Here is a 15361-nt window from a genome sequence, read left to right as displayed (position 1 = left end):
GCCGGACGACCCCGGCGGCCCTCACCGCGGATCCGATGGCCGAGGCCGTGCTCGGCGGGGCGTCCCCCGACCAGCTGGCGCGGACCCCGGTACCGGAGGACTACCTCGCCGCCCACCTGCGGATCGAGGACGTCGACATGTTCACCGGCATCGAGGACAAGGACGTGCGCAAGTCGATGCGCGTCGGGCGGGTGCCGATGCCCGAGCTCGCACCCGACGAGGTCCTGATCGCGGTGATGGCGAGCTCCATCAACTTCAACACGGTCTGGTCGTCGATCTTCGAGCCGCTGCCGACGTTCAATTTCCTGAAGCGGTTCGGCGCCACCGGCGGGTTCGCAGCCAGGCACGACCTTCCGTATCACGTCGTGGGCTCCGACTGCGCCGGGGTGGTCGTGCGGGCCGGGGTCGGGGTGCGCCGCTGGCGGGTGGGCGACCGCGTCGTGGTGAGCCCGATCCAGACCGACGACCAGGAGCCGGCGACGCACGGCGACGGCATGCTCGGCGCCGAGCAGCGCGCCTGGGGCTACGAGACGAACTTCGGCGCGCTCGCCCACTACGCGGTGGCGCGTGCCAGCCAGTTGATCCCCAAACCCGCCCACCTCACCTGGGAGGAGGCCGCCAGCATCACGCTGTGCGCGGGTACGGCCTACCGCATGCTGGTCAGCCGCCAGGGGGCGAACATGAAGCAGGGCGACATCGTCCTCATCTGGGGCGCGACCGGCGGGCTCGGCGGATACGCCGTGCAGATGGTGAAGAACGGCGGCGGCATCCCGGTCGGGGTGGTCGGCTCCGCGTCGAAGGCCGCGGCCCTGGAACGGCTCGGCTGCGACATCGTCATCAACCGCGGCGAGATCGGAATGGGCGGCGACGCCCCCAGCAGCCCGGAGCGGACGGTCGAACTGGGCAAGCGTCTGGGAAAGATCATCCGGGAGCGGGCGGGCGGGGACCCGCACATCGTCTTCGACTACATCGGCCAGGCCACGTTCGGGATCTCGGTGTTCGTGGCCCGCCGTGGCGGCACGGTCGTCACCTGCGGCTCCAGCACGGGCTACCAGCACCAGTTCGACAACCGCTACCTCTGGATGAACCTCAAGCGCATCGTCGGCAGCCACGCGGCCAACATGCAGGAGATGTGGGAGTGCCTGCGGCTGTTCGAACTCGGCAAGCTGATGCCGACCCTGTCGTCGTCGTACCCGCTCACGGAGGCCGCCGAGGCCGCCCGGCTGGTGCAGACCAATGCCCACCTGGGCAAGGTGGGCGTGTTGTGCATGGCCCCCGAGCCCGGTCTCGGCGTGACCGATCCCGAACTGCGGGCCAGGATCGGCGAGGAGAGGCTGAACCCGCTGCGAGACCCATCGGCCCGGCGCGACGCGCCCCTCCTCGCCGGAAAGGTGTAGGCGACCGTGGCCAGGCGAACCGCCGGAATCCTGGCGACCGGCTCGTATCTTCCGAAGGAAGAGGTCGGCAACGCGCAGGTCGCGGAACGAGTCGGTGTCACCCCGGAATGGATACTGCGCAAGACCCGGATCTCCTTCCGGCGGTACGCCGCGCGGGACGAGGCGACCTCGGACCTCGCGGCGCGGGCCGCGATGAGCGCGATCGAGCAGGCAGGCATCGATGTGGACCGCATCGGCTACGTCATCGTCTCCACCTCGACGGGTGACCACCCGCAACCGCCCACCTCCTACCTCGTGCAGAACGCGCTCGGCGCCTACGGCGCCGCCTGCTTCGACATCAACGTCGTGTGCAGCGGGTTCGTGTACGGCCTCGCCCTGGCGAAGGCCCTGCTCTCGCTCCAGCCCGACACGTACGCGCTCGTGGTGGGCGCGGACCTCTACACGCGCTGTGTCGACTTCACCGACCGCCGCACCTCGGTGCTCTTCGGGGACGGCGCCGGCGCAGCCCTGGTCGGCATGGTGCCCGAGCCGTACGGGATGATCGCCTGCGACCTGTCCAGCAGGGGCGAGGCGAGCGGGCTCATCAGCGTCAAGGCCGGGGGCAGCAGGTTCCCGACCTCGCACGAGACCGTCGCGGCCGGCGAGCACTACTTCAGGATGGACGGCCGCGGGGTGCGGGACTTCGTGATGGAGAACGTCCCGCCCGCACTGGAAAGGCTGGTGGTCGGTGCCGGGTACAGCCTCGACCAGGTCGACGCCTTCGTGCCGCACCAGGCCAACGGGGCGCTGCTCGACGAGTTGGTGGAGCGCTGCGGGCTCACCGGCGCGCACACCCCGCGCACCGTGGAGCGCTACGGGAACATGGGGAGCGCCTCGGTGCCGGTGGCGCTCGACGAGGCCAACAGGGCGGGCATGCTCGGCGACGGCGACCTGGTGCTGCTCGCCGGTTTCGGCGGCGGTATGTCGATGGGCATGAGCCTGCTTCGCTGGTCGGCGACCACACGTCTGGAGACGAGATGAGCGACATCCACAGGGTCGGTATCGTCGGATGCGGGCTGATGGGCTCGGGTATCGCCGACGTGTGCGCCCGCGCGGGGCTGGACGTGCGGGTCGCGGTCACCAGCGGCGCCTCGATGAACCGGGGACGGCAGCGGCTGCTGAGATCCCTCGACGGCGGGCTGCGCAAGGCGACGATCACCGAGACGGAGCGAAGCGAGGCGCTGGAGCGGGTCTCCTTTACCTGCGACCTCTACGATCTGGGCGACCGGCAGATCGTCTTCGAGGCCGTCCCCGAGCACGAGCCGACCAAGCTCGACCTGTTCCGCACCCTGGACAAGATCGTGGAGGATCCGGACGCGATCCTGGCGTCGAACACGTCGTCCATCCCGATCATCAGAATGGCGAGGGCCACCGAGCGGCCCGGCCAGGTGGTCGGCGTGCACTTCTTCAATCCCGTGCCCGTCATGCCGTTGGTGGAGCTGATCGGCTCGCTGCTCACCGAGGACGAGCCCCTGGCGCGGGCGGAGGCGTTCGTCACCGGGACGCTCGGCAAGCAGGTGATTCGCTCCTCCGACCGGGGGGGCTTCGTGGTCAACGCCCTGCTCATCCCGTACCTGCTGTCGGCCATCCGGATGGTGGAGACGGGGTTCGCCACCGCCGACGTGATCGACAAGGGGATGGTGCTGGGCTGCTCGCACCCGATGGGTCCGCTGAGGCTCGCCGACCTGATCGGGCTGGACACGGTGGCCTCGATCGCCGACGCGCTGTACGGGGAGTTCAGGGAGCAGCAGTACGCGCCTCCGCCGATACTCCTGCGCATGGTCGAGGGCGGCCTCCTCGGTAAGAAGACCGGCCGAGGATTCCACGTCTACTCCTGATATCCCTCTGTTCCCTGGAACGGCGCCTGGACACGGTCCGGCGCCGTTCTCGCGTCTGTGCGCGGGGACGAGGCGTATGGCCGGAGCACATGGTCGGGGCGTGTGGCCGGGGCACGTCGCCCGTCCATGCCCGTCCATGCCCGTCCATGCCCGCGCGCGCCCGTGCGCGAGCACGGGTGGGCGCGCGGGACGAGGGCGCGAAACAGGGGCGCGGGACGGGGGCGCGGCGAAGCGTTTCGACGCGAGGGCACGGTCGTTTCCGCGCGGCGGGCGGCCATTTCAACACAGGGCGGGCGATACGCGAAAAGCGAAAGACGTCATTTCAACACGGAGAGGGCGCGTGACGCCCCCGGGCAGGGCCTCAGCGGCGCGAGTCCGCGGCGAGCAGGGCCGACGAGACGCGGCCGGCGACGAGGGCGACGATCTCCTCGGCGTGGTCGGTGAGGTAGAAATGGCCGCCGGGAAAGAACCGCGCCTCGAACCGTGCCCGCGTATGGTCGCGCCACGCCCGCACGTCGTCCGGGCGGGCCTTCGGGTCGTCGATACCGGACAGGGCGGTGACCGGGCACGACAGCCCCGGCCCCGGCCGGTGGCGGTAGGTCTCGACGGCCCGGTAGTCGCTCCTCACCACGGGCAGCATCGCCCGCATGAAGTCGTCGTCGCCGAGCACCGTCGTGGCGGTCCCGCCCAGTGCGCGCAGTTCGGCCAGGAGCTCGTCGTCCGGCCGCAGGTGCGTCCGGTCGTCCCGGTGGATCGACGGGGCGCGCCGCCCCGAGACGAACAGTTCCAGCGGCGCCGTACCGCGCCTCTCCAGCCTGCGGGCCACCTCGAAGGCGACGAGAGCCCCCATGCTGTGCCCGAAGAGCGCCAGGGGGCGCGTGACGGCCCGGGCCGGTAGTGCCGCGACGATCCGGTCGGCCAGCTCGTCGATGTCCTCGACACACCTCTCGGCGCGCCGATCCTGCCTGCCCGGATACTGCACCGCGAGCACCTCGACCGTGGGCGGGGCGAGGCGCGCGACCGGAAGGTAGAAGCTCGCGGAGCCCCCGGCGTGCGGGAAGCAGACCAGCGTGGCCGGTGCCCGCTCGGCCCGCTCCCCCGCCTGCCCGAAAAGGAGGCGCCGGACCCACATGTCGTCGCCGTCCTTGACTGCGCTCATGACTCCCACCCCGTCTCGACCATCGCGTTCCGGCCGGCGCGTCTCGATCCCGCCATCCAGGACGACCGGTCATCGGCGGCCTTTTCGACAGCCGGAATCAGGTCTCCGATAGATCCAAAATCATCGACCTCTTTCACATCAATACCTCGGAAGGAATATAATCCATCTCGCCCTGCACTCCCGTAAGCATTCGTCACCCACCGTCATACGCCAATCACATTACGGCAACATCTGGCCGTCGGCATGCGGAAGGATATCCAAAGTAGCCTGCGACGATCCAGGGAAGCAGCCCTTCGCGCCCCCCTAAATCAACCCCGTCGATAAGGGTTAATAGGGGGTTTGCATTTTCGCCGAGAGCCATAGATGATCCCGCTGGGGCGGATACGGGGTTACCGCCTGGTTAAGCGTTCTGGATGCCGTGATGAAACTAGGTGCGAGAGAATGACGAAATCATGGACAGCGCCGTGATGAAATTCTGAAATGGCATCCTACCGCCGTCGGCAGTTCCGTCGGAAAAGAGGAAAGGTTGACGTCACCTACCGGCAAATACAGGTTTCCTTCTCTTACCAGCCGGGTGTTATCGTTCCATCATCTGCTTTCATCTAGGGTGGACGGGGAGCCCTATGATACTTATCGAGCGGGACAACGAAACCACTTTTCTCACAAACCTGCTTTCGGATTGTGCGCGCGGCCGTGGCCGGGTGGCGACGATCACGAGCCCTACCGCGACCGGCAAGACCGAGCTGGTGTACGCCTTCGGTCGCAGTGCCGTCGAGTCGAAGGTCACCTGGCTGAGCGCCACCTGCTCAGGGGCGGACCAGAAGGTGCCCCTCGGCGTGGTGAGCCAGATCTTCCACAACGCGGCACTCCCCATCGACCACGCCTTCCGAGCGGCACAGCTCATCGAGGACGCCGTGCTCGGGGCGAAGTCGTCCGGTGAGCGCCCCGAGGAGTCCGATTGGCTCCGTATCACCCAGGGCCTGTGGGCCATTGTCCTCGAACTCTCCAAGTCGAATACCGTGCTCATCACCGTGGACGACATCGAATACGCGGACTCCCTTTCCTGGCAGCTTCTGCTCAACTTCGTCCATCGGCAGAAGAGTGCCAACGTGCTCATTCTACTGACGGCCACAGAGGGCCTTCAGGGAATGGATCCGCATCTCGAGATAAACCTTATGCGCCATCCTCACTACGAGCGCATAACACTGGCACCGCTTTCCCTGCGAGGCGTCATCAAGACACTGTCCGCTTTTGTCGGCAACACTGCGGCGGTTAAGTTCGGCCCAGCGGCCCACAATGTAAGTGGAGGCAACCCGCTGCTGGTCAAGGCATTAATGGAAGACTACAAGAGTGCCGGCGAACCGGATAACCTCATCGTCTCCGACGCATTCTCCCGATCGGTCCGGGCTCTCCTGCACCGCAGCGATCCCACCATGTTGCTGGTCGCCCACGGGCTCGCGATACTTGGGGACCTCGCCCTGCCGACTCTTCTCTCGGAGTTACTCGGCATCACGACGACAATGGTGAACCAGGCGCTGAACCGTCTCGGTGTCATCGGCATTGTTGACTCGCTACGTTTTCGGCACCCCGCGGCCAGGTCCGCCGTGCTCGACGACCTCGACCCGCATCGGCGTCAGGAAATGCATCGGCTCGCCGCGCGGCTTCTCCACGCGGAGGGGGCCGCGGCCACCGTGGTCGCCGAACATCTCATCGGCTCGCCCCGCTTCCGGGAGTCCTGGGCACTGGCCGAGCTCCGCGAGGCCGCCGAGCAGGCGCTCACGAACGACCGGCACGAGTTCGCGGTCCAGTGCCTGAAGCTCGCCCTGCAGCTGTGCGACGACGACCGGCAGCGCACGACGACCACGGCGATGCTCGCCCGGGCGGAGTGGCGCCTCAACCCCGCCGCCGCCAACCGGTACGTCGACCGGCTCGTCGCGGACGCCCGCGAGAACAGGCTGGGCTTCGACGAGCTGGACACCCTGCTGGGGTTCCTGCTCTGGCACGGGCAGCACGACGAGGCCGTGGAGGTGCTCGAACGGCTGACCGAGCTGGCAGGCGAACCCTGCGCCGACGAGGAGGCGGCCTGGCTCGACGTCCTCCGCCACCGGCTGTCGTGCATCCACCCCCCGGTCCTCGCCCGTGCCCGCGTCGTCGCGAGCGCCGACTCCGTGACGAGGCCGGCGTGGACGACGTGGACGACGGTCGAGAGCGGTCCGCACTCGCGGGCGGCGGCCCTGCTCGCGGGCGTCCTGCGGGACGGCCCGGACGAGAACACGCTCAGGACCGCCGAGCGCGTGCTGCACTCCACCTCGCTGGACGACGTGAACCTGGAGACCGTGGGGGCGGCGCTCCTCGCCCTGGTCTACTCCGACCGCCCCGACAAGGCCGCGCTCTGGTGCGACCTCCTGTACTCGGAGGCCGTGCGGCGCCGCTCCCCCACCTGGCGGGCGCTACTCGCCTCCCTGCGGGCGAGCATCGCCATCCGCCAGGGGGACCTGTTGACCGCCGAGGAGTACGCGCGTGCCGCACTGGACATCCTGCCGCCCCGGAGCCTGGGCGTCCTCGTCGCGTTGCCACTCGCCGTACTGATCCGCGCCACCACCGAGATGGGTAAGTACGACGTCGCCGAGCGCCATCTCAGATGGCCGGTGCCCAACGCGATCTTCCAGACCCACTTCGGGCTCCACTATCTGCAGGCCCGTGCCCACTACTATCTGGCGACGAACCACTCGCACGCCGCGCTCAACGACTTCTCGACCTGCGGGCGGTTGATGCGTGCCTGGAATCTGGACACCCCGGCGCTGGTGCCGTGGCGTCACGGCGCCGCGGCCGCCCTGCTCCAGTTGGAACAGCGGGAACAGGCACGGACCCTGCTGGAGCAGCCCTATGAGCTGTCCGGCGGCGACTCGCTCAGGACACGGGGGATCTCACAGCGTCTCCTCGCCGCCACCAGCGACCTCAGGCAGCGTCCGTCCATGCTCCGGGAGGCGATCGACACGCTCCAGAGCGCGGGCGACCGCCTGGAGATGGCCTACGCGCTGGTCGACCTCACCCACACCCTCAACGAGCTCGGCGAGCCCAACAAGGCACGGATGATCGGCTATCGTGCCGACAGCGTGGCCGGCGAGTGCCGGGCCGAGCCGCTGCGGCAGGCCGTACGGCACAACAGCGACGGCTACGACAGCGGCGACGGTCTGGAGAGCATGAACGTGCTCAGTGACGCCGAGCAGCGCGTCGCCTCGCTCGCCGCGCTCGGCTACACCAACCGCGAGATCTCCAGAAAGATCTACATCACCGTCAGCACCGTGGAGCAGCATCTGACCCGCATCTACCGCAAGCTCAACGTGAAAGGCCGCAGGGATCTGCCGGCGCAGTTCTCGCAGATGTGAATGACCGGCTCGCCGCCCGTGCCCGTCCGGCCGGGGCTTCCGGGGGCACGGGCGGCGAGGGTCACTCGGTACGACCGTCCACCTGCGGGGTGTCCACTCGTACCGATCGGAGAAGGATCGTGGCGAGAACCGCCGTCAACGCCATGATGACGGCTCCGAGGACGGCGGCCACCTGCATGCCGCCGGTGAAGGCCGAACGGGCGGCGTCGAGCAGGGCCGCCCCGGTCTGCTCCGGCAGCCTCGCGGCCACCCCGAGCGCACCGCCGAGGGTCTCGCGCGCCGCCTCGGCGTCTTCGGGGGGCAGGGCGGGCGCCGAGGCGACGAACCTCTCGCCGTAGACGGACAGGCCGACGCTGCCCAGGATCGCGATACCGAGCGCGCCCCCGAGTTCGGTGGCGGCCTCCATGACCGCGGACGCCGAGCCGGCGCGTTCCGGCGGGGCGGCAGCGACGATCATGTCGGATGCCACCGCCTGCACTGCTCCGATACCGGATCCCAGCAGGAGCAGACCGCTGACGAGAAACCACCGCTCGGAGTCCACGTCGATCAGGCTCATCACGACGAAGCCTCCGGCGGCGAGCGCCATGCCGCCGCCCATGATGAATCCCGGACGCGCCCACTTCGCGATCACGGCGGCCAGTACGGAACCGGCGAGGGCCGCACCCGCCGCGGGAAGGGTGAGCAACCCCGCGGTGAACGGCCGCAATCCGAGCACCATCTGCAGATACTGGGCGATGAAGTAGAACAGCCCCACCAGGGCGAAGATCGCGAGTGTGCTCGTGATCAGCGACATGCTGAAGGGCCGGCTGGAGAACAGTCTCAGGTCGAGCATCGGGTCGGGCAGCAACCGCTGCCTGCGCAGGAACACGACACCGAACGCCAGCCCGACGATCACGCCGGTCAGGGCCTGGAGTTCGAAGCCGTCGGCGGCGAACTGCTTGATCCCGTAGACCGTCGGCAGCAGGGCCGCCAGCGACAGCAGGGCGCTGATCAGGTCGAACCTTCCGGGGCGGGGGTCGCGGTACTCCGGCAGCACGATCGGTCCCAGCAGCAGGAGCAGGACCATGACCGGCACATTGATCAGGAACACCGATCCCCACCAGAAACGCTCCAGGAGCCAGCCTCCGACGATCGGTCCCAGCACGCTGCCTCCGGCGAAGCCCGCGGCCCACACGGCGATGGCCATCCGACGCTGTCCGGGGTCATGGAACATGTTGCGGATCAGCGCGAGGGTCGGCGGCATCAGGCTCGCCGCCGCCGCGCCCTGCAGGGCGCGGGCCACGACGAGCAGCTCGGCGCTGGGGGCGTAGGCGGCGACGGCCGACGTGACACAGAACGCGGTGGCACCGATCAGCAGCAGTTTCCTGCGGCCGATCCTGTCACCCAGGGTGCCCATCGGAATCAGCAGACCGGCCAGCAGGAAGGCGTAGATGTCGACGATCCACAGCAGCTGAGAACCGGTCGGCGCGAGGTCCGCGCTCAGGAAGGGGAGCGCGAAGTACAGCACCGTCACGGTCACGGAGATGAGCAGGACGGGCAGGACCAGCACCGCGAGGCCGAGCCATTCCCTCCGCCCGGCTGTGGCTACGCCCTGTGTCATGACTACAACTCCTTGGGTACTTCGTACATCAAATAGACGCATACATCGTACGCACAACTCTTCGGAGAGCACAACGGCTCGTCTTCAGATCGACCTTGACTTCTGAAAAGTTCCAGATAAACCCTAGAGAACAGCGGGTTAGCACCTAACGACACCTCACTCCCACTGGTTATTTCATCACGCCTGGATCGCTAATTACGTCACAAAAAGCATGTGCTAGAGTTTCGTCACACGGCTGTGCATCTGGAATCGGACGGGGACCACATGTTGACGTGCACACAATGTGGAAAGCCTTTGAACGCCGCACCTCGGGGACGACGCCCCCGGTACTGCTCCCGCGCCTGTCAGGCGCGGGCCTACCGTGCCCGAACCGCCGAGCGGTCCGCGCAGTCCGCCGGACGGACCCCGGCCTCCGCGCTGCGGGTCGCGCCCCCCAACGTTTCCCTCTCCGCGGCGCCGGGATGCGCCCCCGCCGCGGACCATGCCCCGCTCCGGCAGAGCGCCGACGATCTGGCCATGCACCACGAACCCCCGAGCGGCCTGAGCACGGAGCGGATCGTACGCACCGCGGTCCGGATCGCCGACACCGAAGGACTGGACGCGTTGTCGATGCGCCGCGTCGCGACCGAGCTGGGCGCCGGCACGATGTCGCTGTACCGCTACGTGTCGGGCAAGGACGCGCTCGTCGAGTTGATGGTCGAGGTCGTCTTCGGGGAGACCTCCTATCCGGTCTCCGTACCGGGAGGCTGGCGCACCAGGCTGGAGATCGCGGCACGAAGGGAGTGGGGGATGTACTCCAGGCACCCCTGGGCGCTGCGGGTCATCGCCACCCCCCAGCCGCCGCTCGGGCCGAACGTGCTCGCCGATGTCGAGTGGGCGATGCGCGCCATGGACGGCCTCGGCCTCGACCCGATGACGATGCACTGGGTGGCCATGATGGTGAGCGCCCAGGTGCAGGGCGCGGCCCTGCTGCTGGTGAACGAGCTGGAGGCCGAGCGCCGCACCGGCGTCACGACGAGACAGTGGCGCGCGTCGAAGACGCCGATGCTCCTGGAGATCCTGGAGTCCGGGCAGTTCCCGATGCTGTCCAGGCTGTACGCGCAACAGGACGAGCCGATCGACATCGACGAGTGGTTCGAGTTCAGCCTGCGGCACCTTCTCGACGGTGTCGCCGTCCTGGTGGAGGGCCGGAAGAAGGGGGCGTAGGGCAGGCACCCGGATTCGCCCCGCGACCAGCCCGACGGCTCCCGCGGGACGCGAATCACTCCCTGTCCCCGGAAAGCCTTTTTTCGGCGAGTCGTTCATGTATGAAAGAAAAACATCGGAGGACTGCGCTACTCGGCGATTCTGGTCCGGGTCGTCCAACGAAAGACAGCCGCTCCGGAATCATCGGAAACCGATTCCGTCTGCCGCTCGAAGTGCTCGTAGCCATTGTGCCGGGGAATCTTTATCTTTCCGTAGGCCGCCGTCGCGTCGTCGACCCGGAAGGTCCGTGAGATATCAGCGGGACCCCCTTCGAGTACGACGTCGACATATGTCCGTTCGAGCTGCGATGCGGCGAATCCGGAATGGCCCTGCCCTTCCGCCCCGCTCTCCTGCCCGCCCTGGTCGATGGAGACGCTCATCTGGAATACCTCCGGTCTGTGTGTTCGGTCGATGTGGTCCGCCGCCGTGGCCGCGGATCGTTTCCGCGCCTCCGACCCCTGGAACGCTCAGCGGAACTCGGCCGCGACGCCGCGTACGTACCGGCCGTAGCTGGAGGCGGAGAGTTCGGCTCCCAGCCGGTCGCAGGTCTCGGCGTCGATGAAGCCCATGCGCAGCGCGACCTCCTCGATGCAGGCGATGCGTACGCCCTGCCGGTTCTCCAGCGCCTGCACGTACTGGGTGGCCTGCAGGATCGACTCCGGCGTGCCGGCGTCGATCCAGGCGAACCCCCTGCCCAGGTCACGCAGGCGCGCCTTGCCCCTTCGCAGGTAGGTGCGGTTGACATCGGTGATCTCCAGCTCCCCCCGGGGGGAGGGCCGCAGGTTCTTGGCGATGTCGATCACGTCGTTGTCGTAGAGGTAGAGGCCGACGATCGCCCTGTTGGACCGGGGATTCGCCGGCTTCTCCTCGATCGAGACGAGCCGGCCTTCGGCATCGGTCTCCCCGATGCCGTAACGCTGGGGATCGCTGACCGGGTAGCCGAACAGCACGCAGCCGTCCACGTCCGCGACGTTCTCCTGGAGGATGTCGTAGAAGGAGTTGCCGTGGAAGATGTTGTCGCCGAGCACGAGGGCGACCGGGTCGCCGCCGATGTGGTCGGCGCCGATGACGAAGGCGTCGGCCAGGCCCTTCGGCTCGTCCTGCTGCGCGTAGCTGATGTCGAGCCCCAGATGTGACCCGTCCCGCAACAGGCGGGTCAGCTGCGGCAGGTCGGCGGGGGTGGAGATGATCATGATCTCCCTGATGCCCGCGAGCATGAGCGTCGACAGCGGATAGTAGATCATCGGCTTGTCGTTCACGGGGAGAAGCTGCTTGGAGACCGCGAGCGTGAGCGGATACAACCTCGTGCCGTGGCCGCCCGCGAGAATGATGCCTTTCATGGAAAAGCCCTTCATGACGAAGTCGGCCAACGGTGGTCAATCGGATAGGAAGCCGACCGGTACCAAAAAGACTCACATGGCGCATAGGGGGCATCAACCCCCTACCGTCTCCCTTAATCCCCCTATTTCCTCCAGTCGAATTCATCGCCCGTGGGCAGGGCTTCTCACACCGGATCTCACCGCCTACAGTCGGAGCCGCGGCCCCGGAATTCCGCGCCGACGAATCATCTCCAAAAACCATGCGTGCCGAAATTCCAAACATCCGCGCATTCACGGAAGGGCACCGCCCCCGCGACGCCCACAGCCATGAGGGCGGGTCTCCCGTCCAGCGATCACAGCGAGGTGGATCTCCGTTGAGAATTCTCGTCACCGGGGGTGCCGGATTCATCGGTTCCCACTACGTACGCACCCTTCTCGGCACGGACGGCCCGGCGACTGTCACCGTGCTGGACAAACTCACCTACGCGGGCAACCCGGCCAACCTCGACCCGGTCCGCGACAGTGACCGCTTCGCGTTCGTCCAGGGCGACATCTGCGACACCGAACTCGTCGGCGAACTCGTCTCCCGGCACGACCAGGTGGTGCACTTCGCCGCCGAGTCCCACGTCGACCGGTCGATCCTCGGCGCCGGCGAGTTCGTGCGGACCAACGTGGTGGGCACCCAGACCCTCCTGGACGCGGCACTCCGCGGCGGGCCCGCGACCTTCGTGTACGTCTCCACCGACGAGGTCTACGGCTCGATCGAAGAGGGGTCCTGGCCGGAGACCGACCCGCTGAGCCCCAACTCCCCCTACGCGGCCTCCAAGGCGGCCGGCGACCTGCTGTCACTCTCCTACCACCGCACCCACGGCCTGGACGTGCGGGTGACCCGCTGCTCCAACAACTACGGGCCCCACCACTTCCCCGAGAAGGTCATCCCGCTGTTCATCACCAACCTGCTCGACGGACTGAAGGTCCCGCTGTACGGCGACGGCCTCAACGTCCGCGACTGGCTGCACGTCGACGACCACGTCAGGGGCATCGAGCTGGTCCGCACGGCGGGCCGCCCCGGTGAGGTCTACAACATCGGCGGCGGCACCGAGCTGAGCAACAGGGAACTCACCGGCCTCCTCCTGGAGGCGCTGGGCGCGGACGAGAGCAGCATCGCCTACGTGGAAGACCGTAAGGGCCACGACCGCCGCTACTCCGTCGACTGGACCAAGATCGAGCGGGAGCTGGGCTACCGCCCGCGCAAGGACTTCGCGACGGGCCTGGCCGAGACCGTGGCCTGGTACCGCGACAACCGGGCCTGGTGGGAGCCGCTCAAGGCGGGGCTGCGGACCGGCTGACCCGTCCTTCCCGCCCCCGTACGGCGCGGGTCCCCGCACAACGGTCGTACCGGGGCCCCGCACCATCCCCGGGCCGGTCTCCGGTGGCCCGGGGATGGTGCGGGGCTCCGGAGACGGCCCGGGGCGGAGGCGCGGAGCGCGGGGGAACGCGCCGATGCCGGGACACGAAGGGCGGCGCCGCTCACGCGCGAAGCTTGGCGTACAGGCCACGGCACTCCTCGTACGTGGGGAGCATGCCCCTTCGCCGGGCCTCGGCGAGGGTCGGGGCCGCCTCGTCCTTCTCCGACAGCAGCGGCTCGAGTCCGGCGGGCCACTCGATCCCCAGCTCCGCGTCGAGCGGGTTGATGCCGTGCTCACGGCCGGGCGCGTACCCCTCGGAACAGAGGTAGACCACCGTCGCGTCGTCGGTCAGCGCCATGAAGGCGTGGCCGAGTCCCTCGGAGATGTAGACGGCGCGGTGATCCCGGTCGTCGAGGACCACCGCCTCCCACCTCCCGAAGGTGGGCGATCCGACGCGGATGTCGACGAGTACGTCGAAGACCGCTCCCCTGACGCACTTGACGTACTTGGCCTGGCTGGGCGGGACGTCGGCGAAGTGCACACCGCGCAGCGTCCCCCGGCGCGAGACCGAGTAGTTCGCCTGGGCCAGGGCCAGGCTCTGGCCGGTGGCCTCACGGAAGGGCGCGTCGTGGAACCATTCGTGAAAACTGCCCCTGCTGTCGGGGAACACCTTCGGTTCGAAGACCCACGCACCGTCGACACCGAGCGGACGCATGCTCATCAGATCTCCTTGAGCGTGGAGGACCCGGGCTGCGGGAGCCCCTTTCCCGCGGAGTCTTCAGGAGCCCCTTCACCCTGGAAACCCCTCATTCACGGAGGCCGACAGGGGTGGCACCCGGTTCGTTCGCCGAGGCCGACCGGGTCGTGCCCGGTTCCCTCACGGAGATCGACAGGGGTGGCACCCTGTCGGATGAGGTCAAAGGACCCGTCGCCGGGTCCGGCGACAGGAGGACACCGGCGTTCGGCGGGACTCCCCCTCCCCCTACTCCGGACTCACGCCCCCGGAGAATCGTGAACGTCCCCTTCGTTCCCCTCGCCCGAGCGGCGGACAGCGCCGTCACCGCCCGGCCGATCGGCGTCACCGCCCGGCCGCGAACTCCCCCGCCTCCGCCGGTGCCCGTCGGCGTTCCTGGCGGCCGAAGGTGCCGCCACGACCGCGACGGCCGTGATCATGAGCCCTCGGCCCACCAGCCATCGGCCGAAGAACTCCTTCAGCTCGACACCGTCGCTCAGCCTCGGCCCCTCGGCCAGCAACCGGGCGTGGAAGCCACCCCAGGCCGGATCGAAGGTGATCGACGCCTCCGTGAAGTCGAGGCGCGGTTCCCGCAGCGGCGCGAGGGGGAACCACGCCTTGTAGACGGACTCCTTCGCGCTGAACAGCAGCCGGTCCCACCTCACCGACGGATCGCGCCGCAGGAGATACGTCACACGGCGCAGTTCCTCGCCGACCGTGATCACCTCCAGCACTCCGGAGGGCAGCGGCTTGTTCGGCTCGGCGTCGATGCCCAGGGTCGTGATGTCACCGGACCGCGCGACGGCGGCGGCCCGGTATCCGGCACAGTGGGTGATGCTGCCGACGACACCCGAGGGCCAGACCGGCGCGCCCTTCACCCCGGGCGGCACCGGCACCGGAGGGTAGCCCAGACGCCCCAGGGCGTCGCGAGCGCACCAACGTCCCGTCGTGAACTCGCGGCGGCGCTTCTCCACCGCCCTGCTGATCACGGCCTCCTCCTCGAAGAACAGGGCGCAGGGCCGCGAGTCGTCGAACACCTCCGATGACCTGACCTCACCCGGCAGTAGATCCTCGATCATGAGGCATGTTCGGAGGTCCGCGGGACCTGCCCGGTCCGGCGAGAGCGTCCGGCACTCGGCCGGACCCCCTCGGCGGGTTTTCCACCCCTCGCGGGGACGGCGTGCGGGCTGCCCGCCGCGAGCGGACCTCGTGTCCTCATGAGGTGGCCGGCTC

Annotated in this window: 12 protein-coding genes; 6 read left to right on the top strand and 6 right to left on the bottom strand. The window is 68.4% G+C overall.

Going from position 1 to position 15361, the window contains the following annotated elements; all coding sequences use genetic code 11:
• Nucleotides 1-35 precede the first annotated feature (35 nt).
• Genes ccrA through ACFY3V_RS36730 form a run of 3 tightly spaced genes read left to right on the top strand, consistent with a single transcriptional unit; the run spans nt 36 to nt 3274 of the window.
• Complete coding sequence (gene ccrA, locus ACFY3V_RS36740) at nt 36-1397, top strand: crotonyl-CoA carboxylase/reductase (protein ID WP_389779884.1); 1362 nt, start codon at nt 36-38, stop codon at nt 1395-1397.
• Between the two features lie 6 nt (nt 1398-1403).
• Complete coding sequence (locus ACFY3V_RS36735) at nt 1404-2417, top strand: 3-oxoacyl-ACP synthase III family protein (RefSeq protein WP_389779870.1); 1014 nt, start codon at nt 1404-1406, stop codon at nt 2415-2417.
• A complete protein-coding gene (locus tag ACFY3V_RS36730) occupies nt 2414-3274 on the top strand; it encodes a 3-hydroxybutyryl-CoA dehydrogenase (RefSeq protein ID WP_389779868.1) in 861 nt (286 codons plus the stop codon). Before ACFY3V_RS36735 ends, ACFY3V_RS36730 begins: the two co-directional genes overlap by 4 nt.
• 361 nt (nt 3275-3635) lie before the next feature.
• Here the strand turns inward: ACFY3V_RS36730 and ACFY3V_RS36725 are convergent, their stop codons facing one another.
• Complete coding sequence (locus ACFY3V_RS36725; protein WP_389779866.1) at nt 3636-4433, bottom strand: thioesterase II family protein; 798 nt, start codon at nt 4431-4433, stop codon at nt 3636-3638.
• 623 nt (nt 4434-5056) lie between these two features.
• Between ACFY3V_RS36725 and ACFY3V_RS36720 the strand changes: the two genes are divergently transcribed.
• A complete protein-coding gene (locus ACFY3V_RS36720; protein ID WP_362906906.1) occupies nt 5057-7822 on the top strand; it encodes an AAA family ATPase in 2766 nt (921 codons plus the stop codon).
• A 61-nt stretch (nt 7823-7883) separates the two neighbouring features.
• On the opposite strand, the gene ACFY3V_RS36715 is transcribed toward ACFY3V_RS36720, so the two are convergent.
• On the bottom strand, nt 7884-9422 hold the full coding sequence (locus tag ACFY3V_RS36715; protein ID WP_362906908.1) for an MFS transporter: 1539 nt from the start codon (nt 9420-9422) through the stop codon (nt 7884-7886).
• 516 nt (nt 9423-9938) lie between these two features.
• Between ACFY3V_RS36715 and ACFY3V_RS36710 the strand changes: the two genes are divergently transcribed.
• Nucleotides 9939-10628, top strand: coding sequence for a TetR/AcrR family transcriptional regulator (locus tag ACFY3V_RS36710; protein WP_389779864.1), 690 nt, complete (start codon nt 9939-9941; stop codon nt 10626-10628).
• Between the two features lie 128 nt (nt 10629-10756).
• On the opposite strand, the gene ACFY3V_RS36705 is transcribed toward ACFY3V_RS36710, so the two are convergent.
• Both ACFY3V_RS36705 and rfbA read right to left on the bottom strand, forming a co-directional pair.
• Nucleotides 10757-11047, bottom strand: coding sequence for a DUF5988 family protein (locus ACFY3V_RS36705; RefSeq protein ID WP_350950191.1), 291 nt, complete (start codon nt 11045-11047; stop codon nt 10757-10759).
• 87 nt (nt 11048-11134) lie between these two features.
• Complete coding sequence (rfbA, locus tag ACFY3V_RS36700; protein ID WP_362906913.1) at nt 11135-12007, bottom strand: glucose-1-phosphate thymidylyltransferase RfbA; 873 nt, start codon at nt 12005-12007, stop codon at nt 11135-11137.
• 353 nt (nt 12008-12360) lie between these two features.
• On the opposite strand from rfbA, the gene rfbB reads away from it, so the two are divergent.
• Nucleotides 12361-13335, top strand: coding sequence for a dTDP-glucose 4,6-dehydratase (gene rfbB, locus ACFY3V_RS36695; protein WP_350950193.1), 975 nt, complete (start codon nt 12361-12363; stop codon nt 13333-13335).
• Between the two features lie 181 nt (nt 13336-13516).
• Here the strand turns inward: rfbB and rfbC are convergent, their stop codons facing one another.
• Both rfbC and ACFY3V_RS36685 read right to left on the bottom strand, forming a co-directional pair.
• Nucleotides 13517-14116 (bottom strand): dTDP-4-dehydrorhamnose 3,5-epimerase, encoded by a 600-nt coding sequence (gene rfbC / locus ACFY3V_RS36690; protein WP_362906915.1) that lies wholly within the window; start codon nt 14114-14116, stop codon nt 13517-13519.
• Between the two features lie 272 nt (nt 14117-14388).
• Complete coding sequence (locus ACFY3V_RS36685; RefSeq protein ID WP_362906918.1) at nt 14389-15207, bottom strand: 4'-phosphopantetheinyl transferase superfamily protein; 819 nt, start codon at nt 15205-15207, stop codon at nt 14389-14391.
• Between the last annotated feature and the right edge of the window lie 154 nt (nt 15208-15361).

The sequence above is a fragment of the Streptosporangium sp. NPDC000095 genome (assembly GCF_042899335.1).
Classification (GTDB): Bacteria; Actinomycetota; Actinomycetes; order Streptosporangiales; family Streptosporangiaceae; genus Streptosporangium.
The sequence above is the reverse complement of the archived record's forward strand: the minus strand, read 5'-3'. Positions and strand labels throughout refer to the sequence as shown.